This window comes from Streptomyces sp. NPDC056452, from assembly GCF_042796085.1.
Lineage (GTDB): Bacteria > Actinomycetota > Actinomycetes > Streptomycetales > Streptomycetaceae > Streptomyces.
In genome coordinates this window covers 49965-75301 of record NZ_JBHTRI010000013.1, presented here as the reverse complement: position 1 = coordinate 75301, position 25337 = coordinate 49965, and the positions used below count along the sequence as shown (strand labels likewise).

The window sequence follows — 25337 nt, the reverse complement described above, 5'->3', positions numbered from 1 at the left end:
CACGGACTCCGGTCAAAACAAATGCCCCGGGGCACGGCCCGGCCCGAAGCCCTGCCTGTCGCCGCGGGGCACACAGAGGCCCGCACCGGCCTCCGCCACCGGGTGCGCATCCCCCGGATGCCAGGGGCCGGGCCGCACCCGTACGGCCGGTACAGCGCTTCCCACCAGCGTAAACGGCCCACCGCGCGCCCGCCCACCGGCACACGCGCCCCACCCCGGACCCTCACCCGGTGCCGCGACGCCGGGTGAGGCACCTCACGGTCCGCCGGCCCGCACGCCGAAGGGCGGCCACCCCGTACGAAACGGGGTGACCGCCCTTCGGTCGTATCAAGCGACTCGCTTACTGGTTGTACGGACCGTAGTCGTAGTCCTCCAGCGGAACGGCCTGGCCGGAGCCCGTGCCGAACGGCGAGTAGTCGATGTCGTCGTAGCCGACGGCCGAGTACATCGCGGCCTTGGCCTCCTCGGTCGGCTCGACCCGGATGTTGCGGTAGCGGGACAGACCCGTACCGGCCGGGATGAGCTTACCGATGATGACGTTCTCCTTGAGGCCGATCAGGGAGTCCGACTTGGCGTTGATCGCCGCGTCGGTCAGAACCCTGGTCGTCTCCTGGAAGGACGCCGCCGACAGCCACGACTCGGTGGCGAGCGAGGCCTTGGTGATACCCATCAGCTGCGGACGGCCGGAGGCGGGGTGACCGCCCTCGGTGACCACACGACGGTTCTCGACCTCGAACTTCGACCGCTCGACGAGCTCGCCCGGCAGCAGCTCCGCGTCGCCGGACTCGATGATCGTCACACGGCGCAGCATCTGCCGGATGATGATCTCGATGTGCTTGTCGTGGATCGACACGCCCTGCGAGTTGTAGACCTTCTGGACTTCGCCGACCAGGTGGACCTGGACCGCGCGCTGACCGAGGATCCGCAGCACGTCGTGCGGGTTCGTGGCACCGACGGTGAGCTTCTGGCCCACCTCGACCGCGTCGCCCTCGCCGACCAGCAGACGGGCACGCTTGGAGATCGGGAACGGCGTCTCCTCGCTGCCGTCGTCCGGCGTGACGACGAGCTTCTTGGTCTTCTCGGTCTCCTCGATCCGGACACGGCCCTTGGCCTCCGAGATCGGGGCGACACCCTTGGGCGTACGGGCCTCGAAGAGCTCGACGACTCGGGGCAGACCCTGCGTGATGTCGTCACCGGCCACACCACCGGTGTGGAAGGTACGCATCGTCAGCTGGGTACCGGGCTCACCGATGGACTGGGCGGCGATGATGCCGACCGCCTCACCGATGTCGACCAGCTTGCCGGTGGCGAGCGAGCGTCCGTAGCAGAAGGCACAGGTGCCGACCGCGGACTCACAGGTCAGGACCGAGCGGGTCTTGACCTCCTCGACGCCGGCGCCCACGAGGGCGTCGATCAGGACGTCACCGAGGTCGACGTTGGCAGGCGCGATGACCTTGCCGTCGACGACGACGTCCTCGGCGAGCATGCGGGCGTAGACCGAGGTCTCGACGTCCTCCGTCTTGCGGAGCACACCGTCCGCACCCTTGACGGCGATCTTCAGCTTGAGGCCGCGGTCGGTGCCGCAGTCCTCCTCGCGGATGATCACGTCCTGCGAGACGTCCACCAGACGACGGGTCAGGTAACCCGAGTCGGCGGTACGCAGGGCGGTGTCCGCCAGACCCTTACGGGCACCGTGCGTGGAGATGAAGTACTCCAGAACGGTGAGGCCCTCACGGAAGGACGCCTTGATCGGACGCGGGATGGTCTCGTTCTTCGCGTTCGACACCAGACCACGCATACCCGCGATCTGACGCATCTGCATCATGTTTCCTCGGGCACCCGAGTCGACCATCATGAAGATGGGGTTCGTCTTCGGGAAGTTCGCGTTCATCGCCTCGGCAACCTCGTTGGTCGCCTTGGTCCAGATCGCGATGAGCTCCTGCGTGCGCTCGTCCTTGGTGATCAGACCGCGCTCGTACTGCTTCTGGACCTTCTCGTCCTGCTCCTCGTAGCCCTTGACGATGGCCTTCTTGGCCTCGGGGACGACGATGTCAGCAACAGAGACGGTGACCCCGGAGCGGGTCGCCCAGTGGAAGCCGGCTGCCTTCAGGTTGTCGAGCGTCGCCGCCACGATGACCTTGGGGTAGCGCTCGGCAAGGTCGTTGACGATCTCGGAGAGCTGCTTCTTGCCCACCGAGTAGTCGACGAACGGGTAGTCCTCGGGCAGCAGCTCGTTGAAGAGCGCGCGGCCCAGGCTCGTACGCAGCCGGAAGGTGTCACCCGGCTGGTACTCGGGCTCGCCCTCCTCGGCGACCGGCGGCACCCAGCCACGCGGCGGGATGGTGCCCACCGGGAAGCGGATGTCGACCCGCGCCTGGAGCGAGAGCTCGCGGGCGTCGAAGGCCATGATCGCTTCAGCCGTCGAACCGAACGCACGGCCCTGACCGATGACCTTGCGCTCCTCCTCGTCCGTGGTGAGGAAGAAGAGGCCCAGCACCATGTCCTGGGTAGGCATGGTGACGGGACGGCCGTCGGCCGGCTTCAGGATGTTGTTCGAGGACAGCATCAGGATGCGGGCCTCGGCCTGCGCCTCCGCGGAGAGCGGAAGGTGCACGGCCATCTGGTCACCGTCGAAGTCCGCGTTGAACGCGGTGCAGACGAGCGGGTGGATCTGGATGGCCTTGCCCTCGACCAGCTGGGGCTCGAAGGCCTGGATGCCGAGGCGGTGCAGGGTGGGCGCACGGTTCAGCAGCACCGGGTGCTCGGCGATGACCTCTTCGAGGACGTCGTACACGACGGTGCGGCCACGCTCGACCATGCGCTTGGCCGACTTGATGTTCTGCGCGTGGTTCAGGTCCACCAGGCGCTTCATCACGAACGGCTTGAAGAGCTCCAGCGCCATCGCCTTCGGCAGACCGCACTGGTGCAGCTTGAGCTGCGGACCGACGACGATCACGGAACGCGCGGAGTAGTCCACACGCTTGCCGAGGAGGTTCTGACGGAAACGGCCCTGCTTGCCCTTCAGCATGTCGCTGAGGGACTTCAGGGGACGGTTACCGGGACCGGTGACCGGGCGACCGCGGCGGCCGTTGTCGAACAGCGCGTCGACGGCCTCCTGCAGCATCCGCTTCTCGTTGTTCACGATGATCTCGGGGGCACCGAGGTCAAGGAGACGCTTGAGGCGGTTGTTGCGGTTGATCACACGGCGGTACAGGTCGTTCAGGTCGGAGGTCGCGAAGCGGCCACCGTCCAGCTGCACCATCGGACGCAGGTCCGGCGGGATGACCGGCACGCAGTCGAGCACCATGCCCTTGGGCTTGTTGCTGGTCTGCAGGAACGCGGAGACGACCTTGAGGCGCTTGAGCGCACGGGTCTTCTTCTGGCCCTTGCCGGTACGGATGATCTCGCGGAGGCGCTCGGCCTCCTCGTCGAGGTCGAAGGACTCCAGGCGCTTCTGCAGGGCGGCAGCACCCATGCAGCCGTCGAAGTACGTGCCGAAACGGTCACGCAGCTCGCGGTAGAGCAGCTCGTCGCCCTCGAGGTCCTGGACCTTGAGGTTCTTGAAGCGGCTCCACACCTCGTCGAGACGGTCGATCTCGCGCTGCGCACGGTCGCGCAGCTGCTTCATCTCACGCTCGGCACCTTCGCGCACCTTGCGGCGCACGTCGGCCTTGGCACCCTCGGCCTCGAGCTCGGCCAGGTCGGTCTCGAGCTTCTTGGCACGGTTCTCGAGGTCCGAGTCGCGGCGGTTCTCGACCTGCTGGCGCTCGACGGAGACATGCGCCTCCAGCGACGGGAGGTCGCGCGTGCGGCGCTCCTCGTCGACGAACGTGATCATGTACGCGGCGAAGTAGATGACCTTCTCGAGGTCCTTCGGCGCGAGGTCCAGCAGGTAGCCCAGGCGCGACGGGACGCCCTTGAAGTACCAGATGTGGGTAACGGGAGCGGCAAGCTCGATGTGGCCCATACGCTCACGGCGCACCTTGGCGCGCGTGACCTCGACGCCACAACGCTCACAGATGATGCCCTTGAAGCGGACACGCTTGTACTTGCCGCAGTAGCACTCCCAGTCCCGGGTCGGACCGAAGATCTTCTCGCAGAAGAGTCCGTCCTTTTCGGGCTTGAGCGTGCGGTAGTTGATGGTCTCCGGCTTCTTCACTTCGCCGTGGGACCAGGTCCGGATGTCGTCCGCGGTGGCAAGGCCGATCCGCAGCTCGTCGAAGAAGTTGACGTCGAGCACTTGTCGTCAATCCCTCTTTCGGGGGTTCGAGCCCCCTCGCCTGAGCGAGAAATCGGGGCACTTCAGCAATGGTCTGAACGGGTCCGGGGAGAGCCGGCCGGATCACTGGGATCCGGCCGGCCAACCCGTCAGACCTCTTCGACGCTGCTCGGCTCGCGCCGGGACAGGTCGATACCGAGCTCCTCCGCCGCGCGGAAGACGTCCTCGTCCGTGTCACGCATCTCGATGGACATACCGTCCGAGGACAGCACCTCCACGTTGAGGCAGAGCGACTGCATTTCCTTGATGAGCACCTTGAAGGACTCGGGAATGCCGGGCTCGGGGATGTTCTCGCCCTTGACGATCGCCTCGTAGACCTTCACGCGGCCGGTCACGTCGTCGGACTTGATCGTCAGCAGTTCCTGGAGGGCGTATGCGGCGCCGTAAGCCTCAAGGGCCCACACCTCCATCTCACCGAATCGCTGCCCACCGAACTGTGCCTTACCACCCAGCGGCTGCTGCGTGATCATGGAGTACGGTCCGGTCGAACGGGCGTGGAGCTTGTCGTCGACCAGGTGGTGCAGCTTGAGGATGTACATGTAGCCGACCGAGACCGGCTCGGGGAACGGCTCACCGGAGCGGCCGTCGAACAGGTTGGCCTTGCCCGAGGGCTGGACCAGCCGGTTGCCGTCGCGGTTCGGGATCGTGGCCTCGAAGAGGCCGGTGATCTCGTCCTCGCGGGCGCCGTCGAAGACCGGGGTCGCGACGTTGGTGCCGGGGGCGACCTGGTCGGCACCGATGGACTGCAGGCGCTTGGCCCACTCGTCACCGAGGCCGGAGACGTCCCAGCCGCGGCTGGCGAGCCAGCCGAGGTGGATCTCCAGGACCTGTCCCGGGTTCATTCGGGACGGGACACCCAGCGGGTTGAGGATGATGTCGACCGGGGTGCCGTCCTCCAGGAACGGCATGTCCTCGATCGGCAGGATCTTCGAGATGACGCCCTTGTTGCCGTGACGGCCGGCGAGCTTGTCACCATCGGTGATCTTGCGCTTCTGCGCGACGTAGACGCGGACCAGCTGGTTCACGCCCGGCGGCAGCTCGTCGCCCTCTTCGCGGTCGAAGACGCGGACGCCGATGATCTTGCCGATCTCGCCGTGCGGGACCTTCAGCGAGGTGTCGCGCACCTCGCGCGCCTTCTCACCGAAGATCGCACGGAGCAGACGCTCCTCCGGCGTCAGCTCGGTCTCGCCCTTGGGCGTGACCTTGCCGACGAGGATGTCCCCGGCCGTGACCTCGGCACCGATACGGATGATGCCGCGCTCGTCGAGGTCCGCGAGGACCTCTTCGGAGACGTTCGGGATGTCCCGGGTGATCTCCTCCGGGCCCAGCTTGGTGTCACGGGCGTCGACCTCGTGCTCCTCGATGTGGATCGAGGAGAGGACGTCGTCCTGCACCAGACGCTGCGACAGGATGATCGCGTCTTCGTAGTTGTGGCCCTCCCACGGCATGAACGCCACGAGGAGGTTCTTGCCGAGCGCCATCTCGCCCTGCTCGGTCGCGGGACCGTCCGCGAGGACCTGGCCCTCGACGACGCGGGAGCCCTCGTCCACGACAACCTTCTGGTTGACCGAGGTGCCCTGGTTCGAGCGGGAGAACTTGGCGATGCGGTACGTGGTGTACGTGCCGTCGTCGTTGGTGACGGTGATGTAGTCCGCGGAAACCTCCTGGACCACACCGTCCTTCTCCGCCTTGATGACGTCACCGGCGTCGACCGCACAGCGGTACTCCATGCCGGTGCCGACGAGGGGAGCCTCGGACGTGATCAGCGGCACGGCCTGACGCATCATGTTCGCGCCCATGAGGGCACGGTTGGCGTCGTCGTGCTCGAGGAACGGGATCATGGCGGTCGCGACCGACACCATCTGGCGCGGCGAGACGTCCATGTAGTCGACGTCGTCGCCGGGGATGTAGTCGACCTCTCCGCCACGACGGCGGACCAGGACGCGCGGCTCGGTGAACCGCATGTCCTCGGAGAGCGTCGCGTTCGCCTGGGCGATCACGAAGCGGTCTTCCTCGTCGGCGGTCAGGTAGTCGACGTCGTCGGTGACGACACCCTCGACGACCTTGCGGTACGGCGTCTCGACGAAACCGAACGCGTTGACGCGTCCGTACGAGGCGAGCGAACCGATCAGACCGATGTTCGGGCCTTCAGGGGTCTCGATCGGGCACATGCGTCCGTAGTGGGACGGGTGCACGTCTCGGACCTCGAAGCCGGCCCGCTCACGGGACAGACCACCCGGGCCGAGCGCCGACAGGCGGCGCTTGTGGGTGAGACCCGACAGCGGGTTGTTCTGGTCCATGAACTGCGACAGCTGGCTGGTGCCGAAGAACTCCTTGATGGAGGCGACGACCGGCCGGATGTTGATCAGGGTCTGCGGCGTGATCGCTTCGACGTCCTGGGTCGTCATGCGCTCACGCACGACGCGCTCCATACGAGCCAGACCCGTGCGGACCTGGTTCTGGATGAGCTCGCCGACGTTGCGCAGACGACGGTTGCCGAAGTGGTCGATGTCGTCGGTCTCGACGACGATCTGGGTACCGCTCTCGCCGACCGTCTCGGTCTCCCCGGCGTGCAGCTTCACCAGGTACTTGATGGTCGCGATGATGTCGTCGCTGGTGAGGACACCCGCGTCGAGCGGCTCGTCGGCGCCGAGCTTCTTGTTCACCTTGTAGCGGCCGACCTTCGCGAGGTCGTAGCGCTTCGGGTTGAAGTAGAGGTTCTCGAGCAGCGTCTGAGCGGCCTCACGCGTGGGCGGCTCGCCCGGGCGCAGCTTGCGGTAGATGTCGAGCAGCGCGTCGTCCTGGCCCTGGGTGTGGTCCTTCTCCAGGGTGGCGCGCATCGACTCGTACTCGCCGAACTCCTCGAGGATCTGCTCGGTGGTCCAGCCGAGAGCCTTCAGGAGAACGGTGACGGACTGCTTGCGCTTGCGGTCGATGCGGACACCGACCATGTCGCGCTTGTCGATCTCCATCTCCAGCCAGGCACCCCGGGAAGGGATGATCTTGGCGGAGAAGATGTCCTTGTCGGACGTCTTGTCGATGGAGGAGTCGAAGTAGACACCCGGCGAGCGGACCAGCTGCGACACGACGACACGCTCGGTGCCGTTGATGACGAAGGTGCCCTTGTTGGTCATGAGCGGGAAATCGCCCATGAAGACCGTCTGGGACTTGATCTCGCCGGTCTCGTTGTTGGTGAACTCGGCCGTGACGAAGAGCGGCGCGGCGAACGTGAAGTCGCGCTCCTTGCACTCGTCGATGGAGTTCTTCGGGGGCTCGAAGCGGTGGTCGCGGAACGTGAGCGACATCGACCCGGAGAAGTCCTCGATCGGCGAAATCTCCTCGAAGATCTCTTCCAGGCCGGACTTGGTGGGGACGTCTTGTCCGCTGTCCAGAGCAGCCTCGACGCGAGCCTTCCAGGCGGCATTGCCGAGGAGCCAGTCAAAGCTCTCGGTCTGCAGCGCGAGGAGGTTCGGAACCTCGAGGGGCTCCCTGATCTTTGCAAAAGAGATGCGCAGCGGGGCGGTGCTGGCACCGTTGTTCGTATTCGAGGTCGAGGCGTTGCGCGAGGCGGCCAAGAGGGGGTCCTTCCGAGGGCTCGGACTCACTACGCGCGTACCGGCCCCAAGCCGCACACAGAGACAGAAATCCCAAGGTCAGGGAAAAGTCGGTCATCGGTGCTAGGCGTGGGCATGCCCCTGGTGACGGGCAGGAGGCAGCTAACAGGCAGCGCAAAGGGTCAGTGTAGCCAAGCGGCACACTGATGTCCAGTCGGGGTTCTCAGAGACCCACGTTGCTCTCAACAGCTGTTCTCAACACCTATGAATAGCCCTCGCGCGGTGTGCGCTCTTCTTTACTGCCCTCTTCGTTCTCGATCCATGCCTCGGATGCGGATCGAGATGACGACGCGTCCTGAGAATTGCGCGCCGCGTGCGGTTCGTCAAGGCCCCCGAGCCCGGACGGACGTCCTGCGATCTTCACCTGGGCCCCCAGGACGCCCGTTGACGCCCCCTGGGAGACGCACGGCGAAGATCACCCTACTCGTCACCGACGGAAGATCAAGGCAGCGTCAGGGGGTACGCCAAAGGGCGACCACCCGAATGGGTGATCGCCCTTTGCGATGTGACATCCCTGCCTCGCGGCAGAGACGGTCCTGAGGAGTCAGATGACTCGCAGGGTCACTTGACCTCGACGGAGGCGCCGGCGCCCTTGAGGGACTCGGCAGCCTTCTCGGCGGCCTCCTTGGCAACCTTCTCGAGGACGGGCTTCGGGGCGCCGTCCACGAGGTCCTTGGCCTCCTTGAGGCCCAGGGAGGTCAGCTCGCGCACGACCTTGATGACCTGGATCTTCTTGTCACCGGCGGCGGTGAGGATGACGTCGAACTCGTCCTGCTCCTCAGCGGCCTCGGCAACGGCGCCCGGGCCGGCGGGGCCGGCAACGGCGACCGCGGCGGCGGCGGTGACGTCGAACTTCTCCTCGAACGCCTTAACGAACTCGGAGAGCTCGATGAGGGTGAGCTCCTCGAACTGGGCGAGCAGGTCTTCCTGGCTGAGCTTCGCCATGATGGCGTCCTTCCACTAATTCGGCAGGTGCCGGATGTATATGTAGGCGGGCGTACGGGCCCGCTGCGAGCCGTGGGGGCGGAGTGTTACTCCGCCACCTCGGCGTCGGCGGGAGCCGGCGTACCGGCACCGCCCTGCTCGGCCTTCTTGGCGCGAAGCGCTTCCGCGGTGCGGACGAACTTCGACGGCAGAGCCTGGAAGAGCTGCGCAGCCTGAGTCTGCTTGCCCTTCATGGCGCCGGCCAGCTTGGCGAGCAGAACCTCGCGGGACTCGAGGTCCGCGAGCTTCTTGATCTCATCGGCAGACAGCGCCTTACCGTCAAGGACACCGCCCTTGATGATGAGGTTGGGGTTGTCCTTGGCGAAGTCACGAAGACCCTTCGCCGACTCCACCGGGTCACCGGTGACGAAGGCAACCGCCGTCGGACCCGAGAACAGGTCGTCCAGCGTGTTGATCCCGGCCTCGTTGGCCGCAATCTTGGTCAGCGTGTTCTTCACCACGGCGTACTGGGCGTTCTCACCGAGCGAACGGCGCAGCTCCTTGAGCTGTGCCACGGTGAGACCCCGGTACTCGGTCAGCACAGCGGCGTTCGAGCTGCGGAACTGGTCCGTCAGCTCGGCTACCGCGGCAGCCTTGTCGGGCCTTGCCATGAGCGTCGGCCTCCTTCCGGGTGATGAGGACCGCTCAGAAGGGGCCGGGAAAGACGAAACGCCCCGGCGCAGGCGCCAGGGCGTAGCTCGACCGAACGAATTCGGGAGCTTTCCACAGTCACCTGCGCAGGTCGTCCGTTCTCGACGGATCCTTCGGTCACCGTCCCTCTTGCGAGAGCGCGGCAACGACCAGCGGTCTTTGGCTTCCTGAGGAGCGTACGCGACCGGGGCGCCCCGGAGCAAATCCGTCCCGGTTCGACCGGTGCGAGAGGTTTGGGACGCGTATCAGCGGGCGCCGGCGGTGCCGCCCGAGCTGCGCCGACCGGCGTCCGGCGCCGTCCTTGCCGTCCTGAGAGCGGTGAGCCCGCCGACGGCCCTGCCGCTGTCCTTCGCGGGCCTTTCCGGAGCTCGCGGGGGTCCCGGAGGTCCGTGCACCCCTGCCGTGCTGCTCACGGGCCCTCCCGCACATACGAGGACGGGCCCCGCGACCTCGAAAGGTCGCGGGGCCCGTCCCATGCCGTGAAACCGGCTACCGGGTGAGCACGGGGGCTCAGACGGCGGCCGGGTCCTCCTCGACGAGGAGGTTGCGCACGCGGTTGGAGTCCAGCGGGATGCCGGGGCCCATCGTCGTGCTCAGGGTCGCCTTCTTGATGAAGCGGCCCTTGGCGGCGGACGGCTTCAGACGGAGGATCTCCTCGAGCGCCGCGCCGTAGTTCTCGACCAGCTTCGTGTCATCGAAAGAGGTCTTACCGATGATGAAGTGCAGGTTCGAGTGCTTGTCGACGCGGAACTCGATCTTGCCGCCCTTGATGTCGTTGACAGCCTTGACGACATCGGGGGTGACGGTGCCGGTCTTCGGGTTCGGCATCAGACCACGCGGACCGAGCACGCGGCCCAGGCGGCCGACCTTGCCCATGAGGTCCGGGGTCGCGACGACGGCGTCGAAGTCCAGACGGCCCTTCGCCACCTCGTCGATGAGCTCGTCGGCGCCGACGATGTCGGCGCCCGCGGCTTCCGCGGCCGCAGCACGGTCACCGGTCGCGAAGACCAGGACCCGGGCGGTCTTGCCGGTGCCGTGCGGGAGGTTCACGGTGCCACGGACCATCTGGTCGGCCTTGCGCGGGTCTACACCCAGGGCAAACGCGACCTCGACGGTGCTGTCGAACTTCGTGGAGGCGGTGTCCTTGGCGATACGGACGGCCTCGAGCGGGGCGTACTGGCGCTCCCGGTCGATCTTCGCGTCCGCAGCGCGGAGGTTCTTGCTGCGCTTCACTTCTACTCCTGTGGTTATCAGAGTGTGGAGTCGTGGTGCGGACCAGCGCTTGGTCCTACCACTGGGGGCTTACGGGGCTGAATCAGCCTTCGACCGTGATGCCCATGGAACGGGCGGTGCCAGCGATGATCTTCGACGCGGCGTCGAGGTCGTTGGCGTTCAGGTCGGGGAGCTTCGTCGTGGCGATCTCGCGGACCTGGGCAGCCGTCAGCTTGGCAACCTTGGTCTTGTGCGGCTCGCCGGAGCCCTTCTCCACGCCCGCAGCCTTGAGGATCAGCTTGGCGGCCGGCGGAGTCTTCGTGATGAAGGTGAAGGAGCGGTCGTCGTAGACCGTGATCTCCACCGGCACGACCATGCCACGCTGCGACTCGGTCGCGGCGTTGTAGGCCTTGCAGAACTCCATGATGTTGACGCCGTGCTGGCCCAGTGCGGGGCCGACCGGCGGGGCCGGGTTGGCCGCACCGGCGTTGATCTGGAGCTTGATAAGCCCCGTGACCTTCTTCTTCTTGGGAGGCATTGCTCTCTCCGGGTCCTAGTGAGAGTGTTTCGCCGCCATTCCGGTCATCCGGATGGAGGCATACCGCACAACGATAACGGGTATAGCTGCGCGACCAAAAACCGAGCAGGTCAGACAGGCTGCGAAGCCGGTCTGACCTGCTCGGTAGGCATGTGTCCGGAAGCTGCGGAAACCGCTAGTTCTTCTGGATCTGGTCGAAGCTCAGCTCGACCGGGGTTTCGCGACCGAAGATCTCGACGAGGCCCTTGACCTTCTTCGAGTCGGCGTTGATCTCGTTGATCGTCGCCTGCAGCGTCGCGAACGGGCCGTCGGTGACGGTGACCGAGTCGCCGACCTCGAAGTCCAGCACCTGGACCTCGACCTTGCGGGCCGGAACCGGCTTGCCCTCGGCCTCTGCGGCCTCGCGGGCGGCCTTCTCCTCGGCCTCCGGGGCGAGCATCTTGACGATCTCGTCCAGGGTCAGCGGGTACGGGTCGTAGGCGTTGCCCACGAAGCCGGTGACGCCGGGCGTGTTGCGGACGACGCCCCAGGACTCGTTCGTCAGGTCCATGCGCACCAGGACGTATCCCGGGAGCTTGTTCTGACGGACGTTCTTGCGCTCACCGTTCTTGATCTGGACGATCTCTTCCTCGGGCACTTCGGCCTGGTAGATGAAGTCCTCGACGTTGAGCGAGACGGCGCGCTGCTCCAGGTTGGCCTTCACGCGCTTCTCGTAGCCGGCGTACGTGTGGATGACGTACCACTCGCCGGGGAGACCGCGCAGCTCGTCGCGCAGGGCGGTGACGGGGTCGACGGGGGCGGCCGGCTCGGCCTCTTCCTCGTCGGTCTCGTCGGCGTCCGCGTCCTCGGCGGCGTCCGTGTCGTCAGCGGCCTCGTCGGACTCGGCGGCCTCCTCGGCCTCCGCCTCCTCGTCGGACTCGACGTGCACGGCGTCCTGCTCGGCGGGCTCGCCCGCGGCGTCGTCAGCAGCTTCGACCTGGTCCGGGGCCACGGCGTCCGCCGCCTCGACGATGTCGAGCTCGTCCTCGGCGGACTCGACGGCGCTCGCCGTGGGCTCGGCGTCGTCGTTCAGGTTCGGGTCAGACACGATGGCTGCTTCTTCCTGGATACAAATGGGTGGAACATGCGAAAGGGGCGCCGGTGAGGCGCCCTCCGCGGGATCAGCCGAAGACGTACTTGATGACCCGCGCGAAACCGAAGTCAATCACGGTAACGAGACCGATCATGACGACCACGAACACGATCACCACGGCCGTGTAGGTCGTCAGCTGGCTGCGAGTGGGCCAGACGACCTTGCGCAGCTCGGCAACGATCTGGCGGTAGAACAGCGCGAGCCGGCCCAGAGGGCCCTTCTTGCCGCGCTTGCCGCCCTTCCGGGTCTTCTTCTTCGACTCGGGAGCCTCATCATCGGCATCAGGCATGTCGATGGAGCCCACGGCGTCCGTCACGCTACTCACCTGATTCCGGGTCGTGGCCGTGCCGCGCCCGGTGGAGCCGCACGGCGATGCATTGAAGTACGTACATGCGCACACATCCTGGCGAAGGAGTGTGTAGCAGGGCCGGAGGGACTTGAACCCCCAACCGCTGGTTTTGGAGACCAGTGCTCTACCAATTGAGCTACGACCCTTTGTGGTTTCCACCAACCTACCGCATCCTCCCCGGTGGGCCGGGTGCAAAAACGGTGCGGCTGATGAAGGCCAACGACAGGTGAGTGTACGTGCTCAGGGGCGTCGCGTCGAACAGACAACTACCGACCGGTCCTGTCCGGATGCTGTCCGACTCCTGTCCGGTCCCTGAAACCCCTGTGCCGACGGCATTTCCGGTCTGCGAGCATGGGGGCATGAGCGCTGCAACTTCTCCGTCCGAGCGCCGGGTTTCGGCCCGCATCGGTGCGATCTCCGAGTCCGCCACCCTCGCCGTCGACGCCAAGGCCAAGGCCCTCAAGGCCGCTGGGCGTCCGGTGATCGGCTTCGGCGCCGGTGAGCCCGACTTCCCGACCCCCGGCTACATCGTCGACGCCGCGATCGAGGCCTGCTCCAACCCGAAGTACCACCGCTACACCCCGGCGGGCGGGCTCCCCGAGCTCAAGGCCGCCATCGCAGAGAAGACGCTGCGCGACTCCGGCTACGAGGTCGAGCCGTCCCAGGTCCTGGTGACCAACGGTGGCAAGCAGGCCATCTACGAGGCCTTCGCCGCGATCCTGGACCCGGGCGACGAGGTCATCGTCCCCGCCCCGTACTGGACCACCTACCCCGAGTCCATCCGTCTGGCGGGCGGCGTCCCCGTCGAGGTCGTGGCCGACGAGACCACCGGCTACCGGGTCTCCGTCGAGCAGCTCGAAGCGGCCCGCACCGAGCGCACGAAGGTCGTCCTGTTCGTCTCGCCGTCCAACCCGACGGGCGCCGTCTACAGCAAGGCCGACACCGAGGCGATCGGCCGCTGGGCCGTCGAGCACGGCCTGTGGGTGCTGACCGACGAGATCTACGAGCACCTGGTCTACGGCGACGCGGAGTTCACCTCCCTCCCCGCGCTCGTGCCCGAGCTGCGCGACAAGTGCATCGTGGTCAACGGAGTCGCCAAGACCTACGCGATGACCGGCTGGCGGGTGGGCTGGATCGTCGGCCCGAAGGACGTCGTCAAGGCCGCGACCAACCTCCAGTCGCACGCCACGTCCAACGTCAGCAACGTCGCCCAGGTCGCCGCGCTGGCAGCGGTCTCCGGTCCGCTGGACGCGGTCGCCGAGATGCGGACCGCCTTCGACCGCCGCCGCCGGACGATCGTGCGCATGCTCAACGAGATCGACGGCGTGCTCTGCCCCGAGCCAGAGGGCGCGTTCTACGCGTACCCGTCGGTGAAGGGGCTGCTCGGCAAGGAGATCCGGGGCCGGCGTCCCGCCGACTCGGCCGAGCTGGCCGCCCTCATCCTGGACGAGGCCGAGGTCGCCGTCGTCCCCGGTGAGGCCTTCGGTACCCCGGGCTACCTGCGCCTGTCGTACGCGCTGGGCGACGACGACCTCGTCGAGGGCGTCTCGCGGCTCCAGAAGCTGCTGGGCGAGGCCCGCGACTGACTGGCGTACCCCTGAACGAAGAAGTGGCTCCCGGCTCCGGCCGGGGGCCACTTCTTTGTTCGAGCGGTAACTCAGGAGGGAATCCGGCTACCGCGACACCCCTCATGTGCGGCAAGATCCTTCAATGGAGCGTGACGTACGGCTGTTGCCCAAGGCCCATCTGCACCTGCACTTCACCGGGTCGATGCGGCCGACGACCCTGCTCGAACTCGCGGACAAGTACGGGGTGCACCTCCCTGAGGCGCTGACCAGCGGCGAGCCGCCCAGACTGCGGGCGACCGACGAGCGCGGGTGGTTCCGCTTCCAGCGCCTCTACGACATCGCGCGGTCCTGTCTGCGTTCTCCCGAGGACATCCAGCGGCTCGTGCGCGAGGCGGCCATGGAGGACGTGGCGGACGGCTGCGGGTGGCTGGAGATCCAGGTCGACCCCACCTCGTACGCCCCGCTGCTCGGCGGGCTCATCCCGGCCATCGAGATCATCCTGGACGCCGTGGACAGCGCGGCCCGCGACACCGGGCTCGGGATCCGTGTCGTGATCGCGGCGAACCGGATGAAGCATCCGCTGGACGCCCGGACGCTGGCGCGCCTCGCCGTGCGGTACGCGGACCGGGGGGTCGTCGGCTTCGGGCTCTCCAACGACGAGCGCCGCGGGATGGCCCGCGACTTCGACCGCGCGTTCGCCATCGCCCGCGAGGGCGGCCTCCTCGCCGCTCCGCACGGCGGCGAGCTCTCCGGACCCTCCAGCGTCCGGGACTGCCTGGACGACCTCGACGCGTCCCGGATCGGGCACGGCGTGCGGGCGGCCGAGGACCCCCGGCTGCTGCGCAAGCTCGCGGAGCGCGGCGTGACGTGCGAGGTCTGCCCGGCCTCCAACGTGGCGCTCGGTGTCTACGAGAAGCCGGCGGACGTGCCTCTGCGCACCCTGTTCGACGCCGGGGTCCCGATGGCGCTCGGCGCGGACGACCCGCTGCTGTTCGGGTCGCGTCTGGCGGCCCAGTACGACCTCGTACGGCGCCACCACGCCTTCACCGACGAGGAGCTGGCCGAACTGGCGCGGCAGTCCGTACGCGGGTCGGCGGCACCTGTCGACGTCCGGGAGAAGCTGCTGGCCGGAGTCGACGCGTGGCTCGCTAGCTGATTCCGGCCAGCAGGGTGCGGGCGATCGAAGCGGCGAACTCGTCCAGGGACTGCGGGGGCCTGCCCTCGGGTGCCATCTCGTAGGCGAAGGCGCGCTGGGCGCAGGCGCCCAGCAGCAGGGACGCGGCGGCGTAGGTGTCGGCGTCCGTCCGGATGCGGCCGGCTCCCTGCTCGGCGCGCAGGTAGGCGTCGAGTCCCTGGATCGGCTTGTGCGGTCCGGTGCCCATCTCGCGCATCGCCGCCCGGTGGCGGCGCTGGAGCTGGGGCTCGGCGTAGAGCGACGCGGCCATGGGGAAGGTCTGCTCGTAGAAGAGCGCGGCCCGGCGGGCGACCTCGGTGAGGTTCTGCTCGATGTCGCCCTCACCCGGCTCCAGATGGCTCAGGAGCGCCCCGAGCCCGGGCAGCCGCTCGCCGAGCACGGTCACGAAGAGCTCTTCCTTGCTGGCGAAGTACTTGTACAGGGCCGCCTCGGAGCAGCCGGCCGCCTTCGCGATCTCCTTCGTCGTCGTCCGGGCGAGACCCAGTCCGAGCATGAGCTCATGGGCCGCATCGACGATGCGGACGCGGGCCGGTTTCTGCTCCATGCGTGCTCCCGACAGCCTTGACGAGCGGGTGAGTGTCCACTCACTCTAGAGGTGAGTGAACACTCACCCACCCGGAGAGGGCGTGCACGATGAGACTCACAGTGTTCGGTGCGACAGGGGCCGTCGGCCAGGAGATCGTGGGGCAGGCGCTCGCGGCGGGGCACGAGGTGACGGCGGTGGTCCGCGATCCCGCCCGGCTTCCGGAGGGGCCCGCGTGGACCGATCTGCACGCGGTGGTGCGGCTCGGCGACGAGGAGGCCGTGCGCGCGGCGGTGGCGGGGCGGGACGCGGTGCTGTCCGGGCTCGGATCGCGGGGGCGGAAGTCGGGCGACGTCGCGGAGCGGCTCACCGGGCAGGTTCTGCGCGCGATGGAGGCCGCGGAGGTGCGTCGGCTGCTGGTCGTGAGCGCGGCGCCGGTCGGGCCGGAGGCTGCGGACGAACCCCTGCCGGACCGTCTGATGCGCAAGGCGATCGGCGCGGTCCTCAAGGAGCTGTACGCGGATCTGACGCGGATGGAGGCCGCGCTGGCGCGCAGTGCCACGGACTGGACGTCCGTGCGGCCGCCGAAGCTGACGAACGGCTCCCGGACGGGGGTGTACCGGACGGTCGTCGGCGGTACCCCGCGCAGCGGCCGGTCCATCTCACGGGCCGATGTGGCGCATGCGATGCTCGCGCTGATCGATGACCCGGCGGCCGTGAAGCAGGGCGTGGGCGTCGCCTACTGAAGGCCCGGCTGCAGGCCTACCGGGCTCCTGCCGCAGGCCCGGCCCCGGCTACAGGCTGACGCCGACCGTCACCGGCTCGTTGACGAGTGTGACTCCGAAGGCCTCGTGGACCCCGGCGACGACCTCGCGGGCCAGGGCCAGGAGGTCCTCGGTCGTCGCGCCGCCGCGGTTGGTCAGGGCGAGCGTGTGCTTGGTGGAGATTCGGGCCGGGCCCGTGCCGTACCCCTTGGTGAAGCCCGCCTTGTCGATGAGCCAGGCCGCGGAGGTCTTCACGCGGCCCTCGCCCGCGGGGAAGGCCGGAGGCGTGACGTCCGCGCCCAGGCGCTCCTGGGCGCGGGCGAGGAAGGCGGCGTGCTCCGCCTCGTCGAGGATCGGGTTGGTGAAGAAGGACCCTGCCGACCAGGTGTCGTGGTCCTCCGGGTCGAGGACCATGCCCTTGCCCGCCCTCAGCTTCAGGACCGTTTCGCGGGCGGCCGCGGCGGGAACGCGATCACCCTGCTCGACACCCATGGCACGCGCCGTCTCCGGATAGCGCAGCGGTGCGGACAGGCCCCCCGCCTCTTCCAGCTCGAATCGGACACGGAGCACGACGAAGCGGTCGGGCTCGGCCTTGAAGCGGCTGTGCCGGTACGAGAAGGCGCAGGCGGCGTTCGGGACGGTGACCGTCTCCCGGGTGGACCGGTCGTAGGCGACGACCTCGGTGATGACCGAGGACACCTCCTGCCCGTACGCGCCGACGTTCTGGATCGGCGTCGCTCCGGCGGATCCGGGGATCCCGGCGAGGCACTCGATGCCTGCCAGGCCGGCCTCGACCGTGCGGGCCACGGCGTCGGTCCAGACCTCGCCGGCCGCCAGTTCCAGCGTCGTACCCGAGAGCTCGAAGCCCTTGGTCGCGATGCGCAGGGCCGTGCCGTCGAAGCCCTTGTCGCCGATGACCAGGTTGGAGCCGCCGCCGATGACCAGGAGCGGGGTGCCGCTCTCGTCGGCCTCGCGCACGGCGGCGATCACCTCGGCGTCGGTGGTGGCCGTCAGAAGGCGGCCGGCGGGGCCGCCGAGCCGGAAGGTGGTCAGGGGGGCGAGGGGGGCATCGTGGAGTTCCTGCACGGGGACAAGAGTACGGTCCGCGGTCCCACCGCTCGGGCGGGGCCACGGACCGTACGTGCAGGGCCTCGGGCCGGGCCGCGCAGGAGTCCGGCTCACGCCGGACCCGTGCCTCAGGCCAGCCGGACCACGGCGCGGGACATGCCCAGCACCTTCTTGCCGTCGCTCATCGCCGTGAGGTCGACCCGCACCAGGTTGTCGTCCAGCTTCGCGCCGACCTTGCCGCTGACCTCGACGGTCGCACCCGTGTCGTCGTTCGGTACGACGACCGGCTTGGTGAACCGCACCCCGTACTCGACGACCGCGCCCGGGTCACCGGTCCAGTCCGTGACCACCCGGACCGCCTCGGCCATCGTGAACATGCCGTGCGCGATCACATCCGGGAGCCCGACCTCGCGCGCGAACTTCTCGTTCCAGTGGATCGGGTTGAAGTCACCCGACGCACCCGCGTACTGCACGAGCATCGCCCGGGTCACCGGAAACGACTGCGCCGGCAGCTCCGTACCGACCTCGACCGCCTCGTACGCAATCCTCGCCGTCATCACGCCTCCTCGGCGGCACGCGCCACCAGCTTCGTCCACGCGGTCACGACGTGCTCACCGCTCTCGTCGTGCACCTCGCCGCGGATGTCCACGATGTCGTTGCCCGCCATCGACTTGACCGCCTCGATCGTCGAGGTGACCGTCAGCCGGTCCCCCGCCCGCACCGGACGCACGTACGCGAACTTCTGGTCGCCGTGCACCACACGGCTGTAGTCCAGGCCGAGCTGCGGATCCTGGACCACCTGGCCGGCGGCCTTGAACGTGATCGAGAAGACGAACGTGGGCGGAGCGATCACGTCCGAATGACCGAGGGCCTTTGCGGCCTCGGGATCCACGTACGCAGGATTGGTGTCACCCACCGCCTCTGCGAACTCCCGGATCTTCTCCCGGCCGACCTCGTACGCCGGGGTGGGCGGATAGGTCCGCCCCACGAAGGACTGGTCGAGCGCCATGAGCTCGCTACCTCCTGATGAAAGTCGAATTGGGCCGAGTGCAACCCATACAACGACACGAGGCCGCCCCCAATGGGGACGGCCTCGTGTACGAGCCTGTTTTCAGCGCGTTTCGCGGTGCGCAGTGTGCGAGTTGCAGCGCGGGCAGTGCTTCTTCATCTCAAGACGGTCCGGGTTGTTACGCCGGTTCTTCTTGGTGATGTAGTTCCGCTCCTTGCACTCCACGCAGGCCAGCGTGATCTTCGGGCGGACGTCGGTGGCAGCCACGTGAGTGCTCCTTGGACGGACGGTGGACGGATGAACGCAAAAAAGAGTAGCCGATCGAAGGACCGACCCCACAATCGGCTACCGTTAGTAGCGGTGACCGGACTTGAACCGGTGACACAGCGATTATGAGCCGCTTGCTCTACCGACTGAGCTACACCGCTTTGATGACGAGTCTCCCCGCCGAAGCGGGGTTACCCGATCACCAGAGCCCCAATGCGGAATCGAACCGCAGACCTTCTCCTTACCATGGAGACGCTCTACCGACTGAGCTATTGGGGCGAGCGAGGAAGACATTACACGGTCTCTCGCCGATCGCCCAAATCCGTTTCGTCCGCCCACCGCCGGACCTTGATCGGCCCCCTGGCCACCCCTCCGCCGGACCCCCTGATCAGGCCCTTGATCAGGGGCTGATCAGGGCCTGAGGAGGGTTTGATCGGCAACACTCCGGGCGCTGCGCCACCGCCTCGCACCGGTTCGGCAGCCCCCTGAACACACCCGCCCCGCGCACGCCGCCGAGCCACAGCGGTACGACTATTCGGCTCCTCCTCGAAGCGCACCCGGCGCCCCCATAGGCTCGGCCCACTCTGCGTGATCTTGTCTCCCTCTGGAGTGCGATGGCCCACAGTGAGCCGCACCGGCCGGACACCAACGCGGCGGGCCCCGGAGCCACCCCCGGCGCAGCCGCACTCCTCCTCAGCGGCGCCCGGCTCACCGACGGGCGCACCGTCGACGTACGGATCCGTGGCCACCACATCGAGTCCGTGGCCGCGGCAGGCACCCTGACCGCCGACGGAACGCGCCTGGACCTGCGCGGCCACCTCCTGCTCCCCGCGCCTGCCGAACCCCACGCACACAGCGACACGGCACTCACCGCCGACAGCCCCGGCCCCGCGTCGCACCTCGTCGAGGACATCCGGCGCCGCACCACCGAAGCCGCCCTGATCCAGCTCAGCCAGGGCGCCACCGCCGTGCGCAGCCATGTACGCATCGGGGACGGGCAGGGCCTCGCGTCCCTCGAAGCCGTCCTCCAGGCCCGCCGCTCCCTGCGGGGGCTCACCGAGATCGTCGCCGTCGCCGTACCCGGGCTCCTCACGGGCACCGCGGGCGCCGACAACCTCGCCATGCTCCGCGACGCCATGGACATGGGTGCGGGCGTCATCGGCGGCCGCCCCGGCCTGGACCCCGACCCGGACGGCTACACCGAAACGGTCCTGGACATCGCCGCCGCCCACGACCGCCCCGTCGACCTCCACACCGACGGTGACGACCCCGGCCGGCTGACCCGCCTCGCCGCCATGGCCCAGGGGCTGCGCCAAGGCGTCTCCATCGGCCCCTGCGCGGCCCTCTCCCGGCTCCCCGCCGACACCGCGGCCCGCACCGCCGACCGGCTGGCCTCCACCGGCGTGGCGGTGGTCTGCCTCCCCCAGGGCGGCTGCTCGGGCGCCGCACACCGCGGAACCGCGCCCGTCCCCCTGCTGCGCTCCGCAGGGGCACGTGTCGCCGCAGGCAGCGGGGCCCTGCGGGACGCCACGAACCCCGTCGGCCGCGGTGACCCCCTGGAGGCCGCCTACCTCCTCGCCTCGCAGCACGGCCTGAGCGCCGAGCACGCGTACGACGCCGTCTCCACCGCTGCCAGGTCGGCCATGGGCCTTCCGGGCGTACGGATCGAGGCCGGCTTCCCGGCCGAACTCCTCGCCGTACGCGGAGAACGGCTCTCCGGGGTGCTCTCCCTCGCGTACAGCCGGATCGTGGTGCACCGGGGACGCGTGGTCGCGCGGACCAGTGCGGTGCGCGAGTACTGCGACTCCGAGACCACCCCCCTGGGCCTCCCCCGCCAGGGGCGCACCGATTCCGGCCCCGGCGGCGGACCTTGAGCGCGAACGCGCGCTCCGGCGTACGGTCGTGAGCATGCGCATTGTCATTGCAGGCGGACACGGTCAGATCGCGCTGCGGCTGGAGCGGCTGCTCGCTGCGCGCGGAGACGAAGCGGTGGGCATCATCCGCAACCCGAAACAGATCGAGGACCTCCGGGCCGCGGGGGCCGAACCCGTGGTCCTCGACCTCGAATCGGCCTCCGTCGAAGAGACCGCGGAGGTCCTGCGCGGGGCGGACGCGGTGGTCTTCGCCGCCGGTGCGGGCCCGAACAGCGGCAGCGAACGCAAGGACACGGTGGACCGCGGTGCGGCGGTGCTCTTCGCGGACGCCGCGGAACAGGCAGGGGTGCGCCGCTACGTCGTCGTCTCCTCCATGGGCGCCGACCCCGACCACCCGGGCAACGAGGTGTTCGACGTCTACCTGCGTGCCAAGGGCGCCGCGGACGCCGACGTACGCTCCAGGGCCGCACTCGACTGGACGATCCTGCGCCCCGGGATGCTGACGAACGACGCGGGCACCGGCCAGGTGCTGCTCGCCGCCTCGACGGGCCGCGGCCCGGTCCCGCGTGACGATGTGGCAGCGGCTCTGCTGGAGTTGCTGGACACGCCCGCGGCTGCGGGCCTGACCCTGGAACTGATCTCCGGGAGCGTGCCGTTGACGGTCGCGGTGAAGGACATCGCCGGGAACTGATCCCCCGGCAGCCCCTACGACGCCCCGGGCGCCCGGGAGTTGGGCCCGGGGAGTTGAGCGAGTCGAGCCCGCGCACGCCCGCTCACTCGATCAGCTCCCGGATCGCGCGCTCGGACCATTGGCCTGCCGCCCCTCGCGCAGAGGCGAGGTAGGCAGCCACCGTTGCCGCGTCCCAGGCCCCCGCGTCCAGCAACCCCGAAGCGATGAAGCGCAGATAGTCACGGGACGGCGGCACCGGGGCCACTTCGTCCGCGCTCCACGGGGCCGTGAAGGTGAGCACCGGCAGCCCGTCCAGCCGGCCCGCGCAGATCAACGTCTCGTACCGCCCGACCCCGAGCCCGGCCCTGCCCTCGGCGAGCACCTCACCGAGGTCCAGGTCCTCCCCGGGCTCCCGGTACATCTCCTGGGCGGCGATGTCCGCGAACTGCGACGCCGAGACGAGGTGGGCGCGGGCGTGGAGCCGCCCTTCGCCGTACGGGTCGTAGAAGGCCCGCCCGCCGCCCCAGACCGGCGACACGGTCGCGAAGTAGAGGGCTCCCGTCAGCTCCACAGGTACGGACCGACCGGGCAGCCGCTGGTCCCGGCACCCCGGATACGCCCTGCCGGCCCCGGGCGGCCGGCCGCCCTTGATGTAGCAGGCAAGCCGGTCCAGGTGCATGTTGGAGCCGTAGGAGGCGTACCAGACGCGCCGCGGCGCGGCCTCCTCCACGAGCGCCGGCTCGATCCGATGTGCGCCAACCACAGTGCCTCCCGCCGATCGGCGTGGTCCACCGTCACACTTGCACACACGCAGAAACCCCGCCCGACCTGTTGTTTAAGCAGGTCGGACGGGGTTTCCCGTCCTGTGGCGGCGCCAGGGTTCGAACCTGGGTAGGCTGAGCCGGCAGATTTACAGAGGGCTACCCCTGGTACATCTGAGCTGCGGTTCCTCCGCTGGTGAGCGTTCTCGGGACACACCTGGGGGAAGGCACAGCCCGAGAAGGTGCACCCTCGGCTGGCCAGGAGCCAGAAATACCGTCGCCCGGCTCATGCCGACGGAGAACAATGCCGGGTATGGGGACAGACATACACGGCTTCATCGAGTGCCGCTGGGATCGCTGGCTGGACGAGGACGACCGCGCGTGGAACCAGGTCATCAACCTTTCGCACCTCTACAACGGGCGCGACTAGGTTGCCTTCGGATCCCTGTTCGGGGTCCGCGACACCACCTCATTCCGCGCACTTGCCGATCACCGGGGCCTCCCCCATGACGTGTCGAAAGAGGTCCTCGCTGACTTCGAGCCCTGGAGTGACGAGCTGCACGGCGAGTCATGGATCACCTGGGCGGAGCTGGCAGCCGCCAACTGGGGCGAGTTCTCAAACGAGGTCGACGGCTGTGTCCACGAGTACCACCGGAACACTGACGGCAGCTGGAAGATGCACGGACGGAACTCCGGCCTCAGCCGCTTTGCCGAACTCTCCGGCCTCACCGATGCCCGGCAGCTCTACTCCGCGGGCACCGTCTATCCCGAGGACACCGAGTGGCCGGACGGCGACCGACTCTTCCGCGTCGGCCGCCTACAGCGAAAGGACGCCGTACCCGACGGCGAATGGGGTGCCGTCTGGTCGGTCATGCGCACGCTGGCAAACCTGCACGGCGACGAGGGAGTCCGCCTGGTCGTCTGGTTCGACGGCTGACTCCACCAGAACACTGCCCGGTAACCGGCTGCGCCAAGAAGGCTGGCCCAGCGCTGAACTGGGGCACGTACCGATCGTGGCAGACCTGTGGTGGCTCGCTGCCACGACGGCATTACAGTCAGCGCCCAGCGCACCCAGAGACCAGGCACTTCTGCATCCGCTGGATGCAGCGCCCCACACGAACCCCACAGGGCACCATGAGAAGTTGCAGAGCGATACGTCAGGACCCACTTGCACACGGGGTGCCGGTGACTCAACCCACCAGCGTCCCCCTCGGTTGCCTGACCTCTGAAGTTCGGCGTCAGCCGCATCGGCGGAACTTCGGATGGCGTACGAGCTGCTGGTTGTGCCGGGCTTTAGTTGCGCTGGGTCACGTGGTCAGGAGTTCCAGCTTTCCCATCCACCTCAGCAAGAGCTCGCTTTGGGTGGCACTGAGTTCCAGGTCCGGCTGCTGGTCCAGCAGGTGCTTTACCTCAGCCACCGAGGCTCCTGTGTCAAGCATCTGGCGGGCTTCCTGAGCTCCGAGGATGCGTTCCATGAATAGCCGGCGCAGCAGCTGCGCGTCGCGATTCCCAACGAAGTTGCGACCATGGGCGGTGAGAAGGATCTGCTCGCCCTGCACGACGGCCAATCCGAGTGAGACCAGGTTCATGAGCCTTCTGCGCGCCTCGGGCTCAAGAGTGACACTCGTGAAGAATTCCATGAACTTCTCAAGGCAGGTCTTCAGCTGAGGGTTCTCTTCGACCAACTGGGCCATGAGCCATAGCGTCTCGACGTAGTCGTTGCTGCGGCCTCCGGGTACTTGGGCTAGCCGGTAGCGCGAGCGGGTCGCAGCATGTCGCAGTTCGTCGGCGTCGGCTTCGACTGTCTCAAGGTGACGCAAGGCGTCCACAGAGTTTCGGTCGACCTGCTTTTCGAGATGGAAGACAGTGCTGACCTGCTGCATCAAGGTGCTGGGCTCAACCATGAAGAGTTGCAGGCCAGTGAGATCACGCAGCTCATTCACCAGTTCAACGCGCGGAAGCCGGACGGCCTTAGCGGAGGCCTTCCGCCACCAGTCCTCCTTCAGGTCCCGAGTAACGAACAGGATGTTCGTCTCATGGATCCGGGCCGCGTCCATCAGCTGACGCCAGACCAGATAGTCGCCGGCCGCTTCCTCGTCTTCCTTCTTTCCGCTCTCAAAGTCCTTGTAGCCAGGCGGTACTTGCTGGTCAGCTCTCTCCTTAGCCCGCTGCACCTCCTGAGCGTACTGCTGTGCGGAGTAAGGGGATCCGACGCGCTGGTCGAGGAGCTGCTCCAGTGCCTTGATGACCGGGTCGGTGTGGGTGTGACGGATCCCGGGGACCGTGTCCTTGCTTGCCTGGTGCTCCAGGCTGTCGACGATGTCCTGGTAGAGCTTCTCCGCGCCACCGAGCTTCTCGTGCATCGGTGAAACAATGTCAATGTTGTCGCCTATGTGAACATTCCTAGCCCACTCGTCTAGAGCGCTGCGCGCCCGATTGATGGAGTTCTTCAGGACCTCTGCCGCGGTAGCGGCCTTCTTGTCGTGGTAGGTGATGAGCTCTTCGCTCTGCCGGTTGCGCCAGAACTCGACCAGCACTTGGTGGGGGACCCACAGGCGTTCGGAGATCGTCTTGAGGACGGTCAGCATGTCCTCACGAACGCGCGCGTTCATGCGATACAGGTCAAGCAAGACGTTGGTGTCTAGGACGACGAGGCCTTGCTGTAGGACACACCGGTAGTCGCGCTCGGCGGGTGTGCGGTAGGCCTCGAATCCGTCGAACATGCCCCGTGCGGTGGTCACAACGCTCCCCTCCCCCAGAAAGTACATGCCCATGATCCCAGAGGCGCGAGGCCGAAGTCCGGGTATTTTCGGTGCCGTACGCGCGATCTGGTCTTGCCAGCGGGTGCGCCCCGGGCGCTTCCGTGGGCTGGCCCGAGG

Annotated in this window: 21 protein-coding genes and 3 tRNA genes; 6 read left to right on the top strand and 18 right to left on the bottom strand. The window is 67.8% G+C overall.

The window, feature by feature from the left end; genetic code table 11:
* Positions 1 to 340: 340 nt before the first annotated feature.
* The 9 genes from ACFQ6X_RS15425 to ACFQ6X_RS15385 all read right to left on the bottom strand — a co-directional run bounded on the left by ACFQ6X_RS15425 (position 341) and on the right by ACFQ6X_RS15385 (position 12905).
* Positions 341 to 4240 (bottom strand): DNA-directed RNA polymerase subunit beta', encoded by a 3900-nt coding sequence (locus ACFQ6X_RS15425; protein WP_329208301.1) that lies wholly within the window; start codon positions 4238 to 4240, stop codon positions 341 to 343.
* Positions 4241 to 4368: 128 nt separating this feature from the next.
* Positions 4369 to 7854 carry a DNA-directed RNA polymerase subunit beta gene (gene rpoB / locus ACFQ6X_RS15420; protein ID WP_383181594.1) on the bottom strand — a complete coding sequence of 1162 codons (3486 nt, stop codon included), beginning with the start codon at positions 7852 to 7854 and terminating at the stop codon, positions 4369 to 4371.
* Between the two features lie 600 nt (positions 7855 to 8454).
* Positions 8455 to 8838 (bottom strand): 50S ribosomal protein L7/L12, encoded by a 384-nt coding sequence (gene rplL / locus ACFQ6X_RS15415; protein ID WP_328905315.1) that lies wholly within the window; start codon positions 8836 to 8838, stop codon positions 8455 to 8457.
* An 86-nt stretch (positions 8839 to 8924) separates the two neighbouring features.
* Positions 8925 to 9488 carry a 50S ribosomal protein L10 gene (rplJ, locus tag ACFQ6X_RS15410; RefSeq protein WP_383181591.1) on the bottom strand — a complete coding sequence of 188 codons (564 nt, stop codon included), beginning with the start codon at positions 9486 to 9488 and terminating at the stop codon, positions 8925 to 8927.
* 550 nt (positions 9489 to 10038) lie between these two features.
* A complete protein-coding gene (gene rplA, locus ACFQ6X_RS15405; protein WP_356426673.1) occupies positions 10039 to 10761 on the bottom strand; it encodes a 50S ribosomal protein L1 in 723 nt (240 codons plus the stop codon).
* Between the two features lie 82 nt (positions 10762 to 10843).
* Positions 10844 to 11278: a 50S ribosomal protein L11 gene (gene rplK / locus ACFQ6X_RS15400; protein WP_329208309.1), complete on the bottom strand. Its 435-nt coding sequence runs from the start codon at positions 11276 to 11278 to the stop codon at positions 10844 to 10846.
* 175 nt (positions 11279 to 11453) lie between these two features.
* Positions 11454 to 12365: a transcription termination/antitermination protein NusG gene (gene nusG / locus ACFQ6X_RS15395; protein WP_383181586.1), complete on the bottom strand. Its 912-nt coding sequence runs from the start codon at positions 12363 to 12365 to the stop codon at positions 11454 to 11456.
* A gap of 73 nt (positions 12366 to 12438) precedes the next feature.
* Positions 12439 to 12726 carry a preprotein translocase subunit SecE gene (secE, locus tag ACFQ6X_RS15390; RefSeq protein WP_329208312.1) on the bottom strand — a complete coding sequence of 96 codons (288 nt, stop codon included), beginning with the start codon at positions 12724 to 12726 and terminating at the stop codon, positions 12439 to 12441.
* Between the two features lie 106 nt (positions 12727 to 12832).
* Positions 12833 to 12905, bottom strand: a tRNA-Trp gene (locus ACFQ6X_RS15385).
* Between the two features lie 213 nt (positions 12906 to 13118).
* Between ACFQ6X_RS15385 and ACFQ6X_RS15380 the strand changes: the two genes are divergently transcribed.
* A complete protein-coding gene (locus tag ACFQ6X_RS15380) occupies positions 13119 to 14345 on the top strand; it encodes a pyridoxal phosphate-dependent aminotransferase (protein WP_383181582.1) in 1227 nt (408 codons plus the stop codon).
* A 124-nt stretch (positions 14346 to 14469) separates the two neighbouring features.
* The gene (locus ACFQ6X_RS15375) at positions 14470 to 15483 is read left to right on the top strand and encodes an adenosine deaminase (RefSeq protein ID WP_383181579.1); all 1014 of its coding nucleotides are present in this window, start codon (positions 14470 to 14472) and stop codon (positions 15481 to 15483) included.
* On the opposite strand, the gene ACFQ6X_RS15370 is transcribed toward ACFQ6X_RS15375, so the two are convergent.
* Positions 15476 to 16066 carry a TetR/AcrR family transcriptional regulator gene (locus tag ACFQ6X_RS15370; protein ID WP_383181577.1) on the bottom strand — a complete coding sequence of 197 codons (591 nt, stop codon included), beginning with the start codon at positions 16064 to 16066 and terminating at the stop codon, positions 15476 to 15478. The two genes, ACFQ6X_RS15375 and ACFQ6X_RS15370, sit on opposite strands and share 8 nt — an antisense overlap.
* Before the next feature lie 89 nt (positions 16067 to 16155).
* Between ACFQ6X_RS15370 and ACFQ6X_RS15365 the strand changes: the two genes are divergently transcribed.
* Positions 16156 to 16791, top strand: coding sequence for an NAD(P)-dependent oxidoreductase (locus ACFQ6X_RS15365; RefSeq protein ID WP_383181574.1), 636 nt, complete (start codon positions 16156 to 16158; stop codon positions 16789 to 16791).
* A gap of 48 nt (positions 16792 to 16839) precedes the next feature.
* Here ACFQ6X_RS15365 and ACFQ6X_RS15360 read toward each other — a convergent pair whose 3' ends face one another.
* From ACFQ6X_RS15360 to ACFQ6X_RS15335, 6 genes are all read right to left on the bottom strand, one after another.
* The gene (locus tag ACFQ6X_RS15360) at positions 16840 to 17895 is read right to left on the bottom strand and encodes a UDP-N-acetylmuramate dehydrogenase (RefSeq protein WP_383181571.1); all 1056 of its coding nucleotides are present in this window, start codon (positions 17893 to 17895) and stop codon (positions 16840 to 16842) included.
* A gap of 110 nt (positions 17896 to 18005) precedes the next feature.
* On the bottom strand, positions 18006 to 18434 hold the full coding sequence (locus ACFQ6X_RS15355; protein ID WP_383181568.1) for a MaoC family dehydratase: 429 nt from the start codon (positions 18432 to 18434) through the stop codon (positions 18006 to 18008).
* Positions 18434 to 18886, bottom strand: a complete 453-nt coding sequence (locus ACFQ6X_RS15350) for a MaoC family dehydratase N-terminal domain-containing protein (protein ID WP_329208321.1) — start codon at positions 18884 to 18886, stop codon at positions 18434 to 18436. The genes ACFQ6X_RS15355 and ACFQ6X_RS15350 overlap by 1 nt, the downstream gene beginning before the upstream one ends.
* Positions 18887 to 18988: 102 nt before the next feature.
* Complete coding sequence (gene rpmG, locus ACFQ6X_RS15345) at positions 18989 to 19153, bottom strand: 50S ribosomal protein L33 (protein ID WP_003956487.1); 165 nt, start codon at positions 19151 to 19153, stop codon at positions 18989 to 18991.
* A gap of 88 nt (positions 19154 to 19241) precedes the next feature.
* Positions 19242 to 19314: transfer RNA gene (locus ACFQ6X_RS15340), tRNA-Met, on the bottom strand.
* 45 nt (positions 19315 to 19359) lie between these two features.
* A tRNA-Thr gene (locus ACFQ6X_RS15335) sits at positions 19360 to 19432 on the bottom strand.
* Positions 19433 to 19767: 335 nt separating this feature from the next.
* Between ACFQ6X_RS15335 and ACFQ6X_RS15330 the strand changes: the two genes are divergently transcribed.
* Together ACFQ6X_RS15330 and ACFQ6X_RS15325 are read left to right on the top strand one after the other, a co-directional pair.
* Positions 19768 to 21027, top strand: coding sequence for a hydrolase (locus ACFQ6X_RS15330; protein ID WP_383181564.1), 1260 nt, complete (start codon positions 19768 to 19770; stop codon positions 21025 to 21027).
* A 34-nt stretch (positions 21028 to 21061) separates the two neighbouring features.
* Positions 21062 to 21718 (top strand): SDR family oxidoreductase, encoded by a 657-nt coding sequence (locus ACFQ6X_RS15325; protein WP_383181561.1) that lies wholly within the window; start codon positions 21062 to 21064, stop codon positions 21716 to 21718.
* A gap of 82 nt (positions 21719 to 21800) precedes the next feature.
* On the opposite strand, the gene ACFQ6X_RS15320 is transcribed toward ACFQ6X_RS15325, so the two are convergent.
* Complete coding sequence (locus tag ACFQ6X_RS15320; RefSeq protein WP_383181826.1) at positions 21801 to 22376, bottom strand: histone deacetylase; 576 nt, start codon at positions 22374 to 22376, stop codon at positions 21801 to 21803.
* Between the two features lie 593 nt (positions 22377 to 22969).
* Between ACFQ6X_RS15320 and ACFQ6X_RS15315 the strand changes: the two genes are divergently transcribed.
* On the top strand, positions 22970 to 23395 hold the full coding sequence (locus ACFQ6X_RS15315; RefSeq protein WP_383181559.1) for a hypothetical protein: 426 nt from the start codon (positions 22970 to 22972) through the stop codon (positions 23393 to 23395).
* A gap of 370 nt (positions 23396 to 23765) precedes the next feature.
* On the opposite strand, the gene ACFQ6X_RS15310 is transcribed toward ACFQ6X_RS15315, so the two are convergent.
* Positions 23766 to 25226 carry a PIN-like domain-containing protein gene (locus ACFQ6X_RS15310; protein ID WP_383181556.1) on the bottom strand — a complete coding sequence of 487 codons (1461 nt, stop codon included), beginning with the start codon at positions 25224 to 25226 and terminating at the stop codon, positions 23766 to 23768.
* Positions 25227 to 25337: the final 111 nt, after the last annotated feature.

Excerpts from the sequence above, each read along its gene's own strand:
- ACFQ6X_RS15370 (WP_383181577.1), bottom strand. The coding sequence starts at position 16,066 with ATGGAGCAGAAACCGGCCCGCGTCCGCATCGTCGATGCGGCCCATGAG.
- rplL (WP_328905315.1), bottom strand. The coding sequence starts at position 8,838 with ATGGCGAAGCTCAGCCAGGAAGACCTGCTCGCCCAGTTCGAGGAGCTC.
- ACFQ6X_RS15375 (WP_383181579.1), top strand. The coding sequence starts at position 14,470 with ATGGAGCGTGACGTACGGCTGTTGCCCAAGGCCCATCTGCACCTGCAC.
- ACFQ6X_RS15330 (WP_383181564.1), top strand. The coding sequence starts at position 19,768 with ATGGCCCACAGTGAGCCGCACCGGCCGGACACCAACGCGGCGGGCCCC.
- ACFQ6X_RS15380 (WP_383181582.1), top strand. The coding sequence starts at position 13,119 with ATGAGCGCTGCAACTTCTCCGTCCGAGCGCCGGGTTTCGGCCCGCATC.
- ACFQ6X_RS15310 (WP_383181556.1), bottom strand. The coding sequence starts at position 25,226 with ATGTACTTTCTGGGGGAGGGGAGCGTTGTGACCACCGCACGGGGCATG.
- ACFQ6X_RS15325 (WP_383181561.1), top strand. The coding sequence starts at position 21,062 with ATGCGCATTGTCATTGCAGGCGGACACGGTCAGATCGCGCTGCGGCTG.
- rplK (WP_329208309.1), bottom strand. The coding sequence starts at position 11,278 with ATGCCTCCCAAGAAGAAGAAGGTCACGGGGCTTATCAAGCTCCAGATC.
- ACFQ6X_RS15320 (WP_383181826.1), bottom strand. The coding sequence starts at position 22,376 with ATGCACCTGGACCGGCTTGCCTGCTACATCAAGGGCGGCCGGCCGCCC.
- ACFQ6X_RS15355 (WP_383181568.1), bottom strand. The coding sequence starts at position 18,434 with ATGACGGCGAGGATTGCGTACGAGGCGGTCGAGGTCGGTACGGAGCTG.
- rplJ (WP_383181591.1), bottom strand. The coding sequence starts at position 9,488 with ATGGCAAGGCCCGACAAGGCTGCCGCGGTAGCCGAGCTGACGGACCAG.
- ACFQ6X_RS15365 (WP_383181574.1), top strand. The coding sequence starts at position 16,156 with ATGAGACTCACAGTGTTCGGTGCGACAGGGGCCGTCGGCCAGGAGATC.
- ACFQ6X_RS15350 (WP_329208321.1), bottom strand. The coding sequence starts at position 18,886 with ATGGCGCTCGACCAGTCCTTCGTGGGGCGGACCTATCCGCCCACCCCG.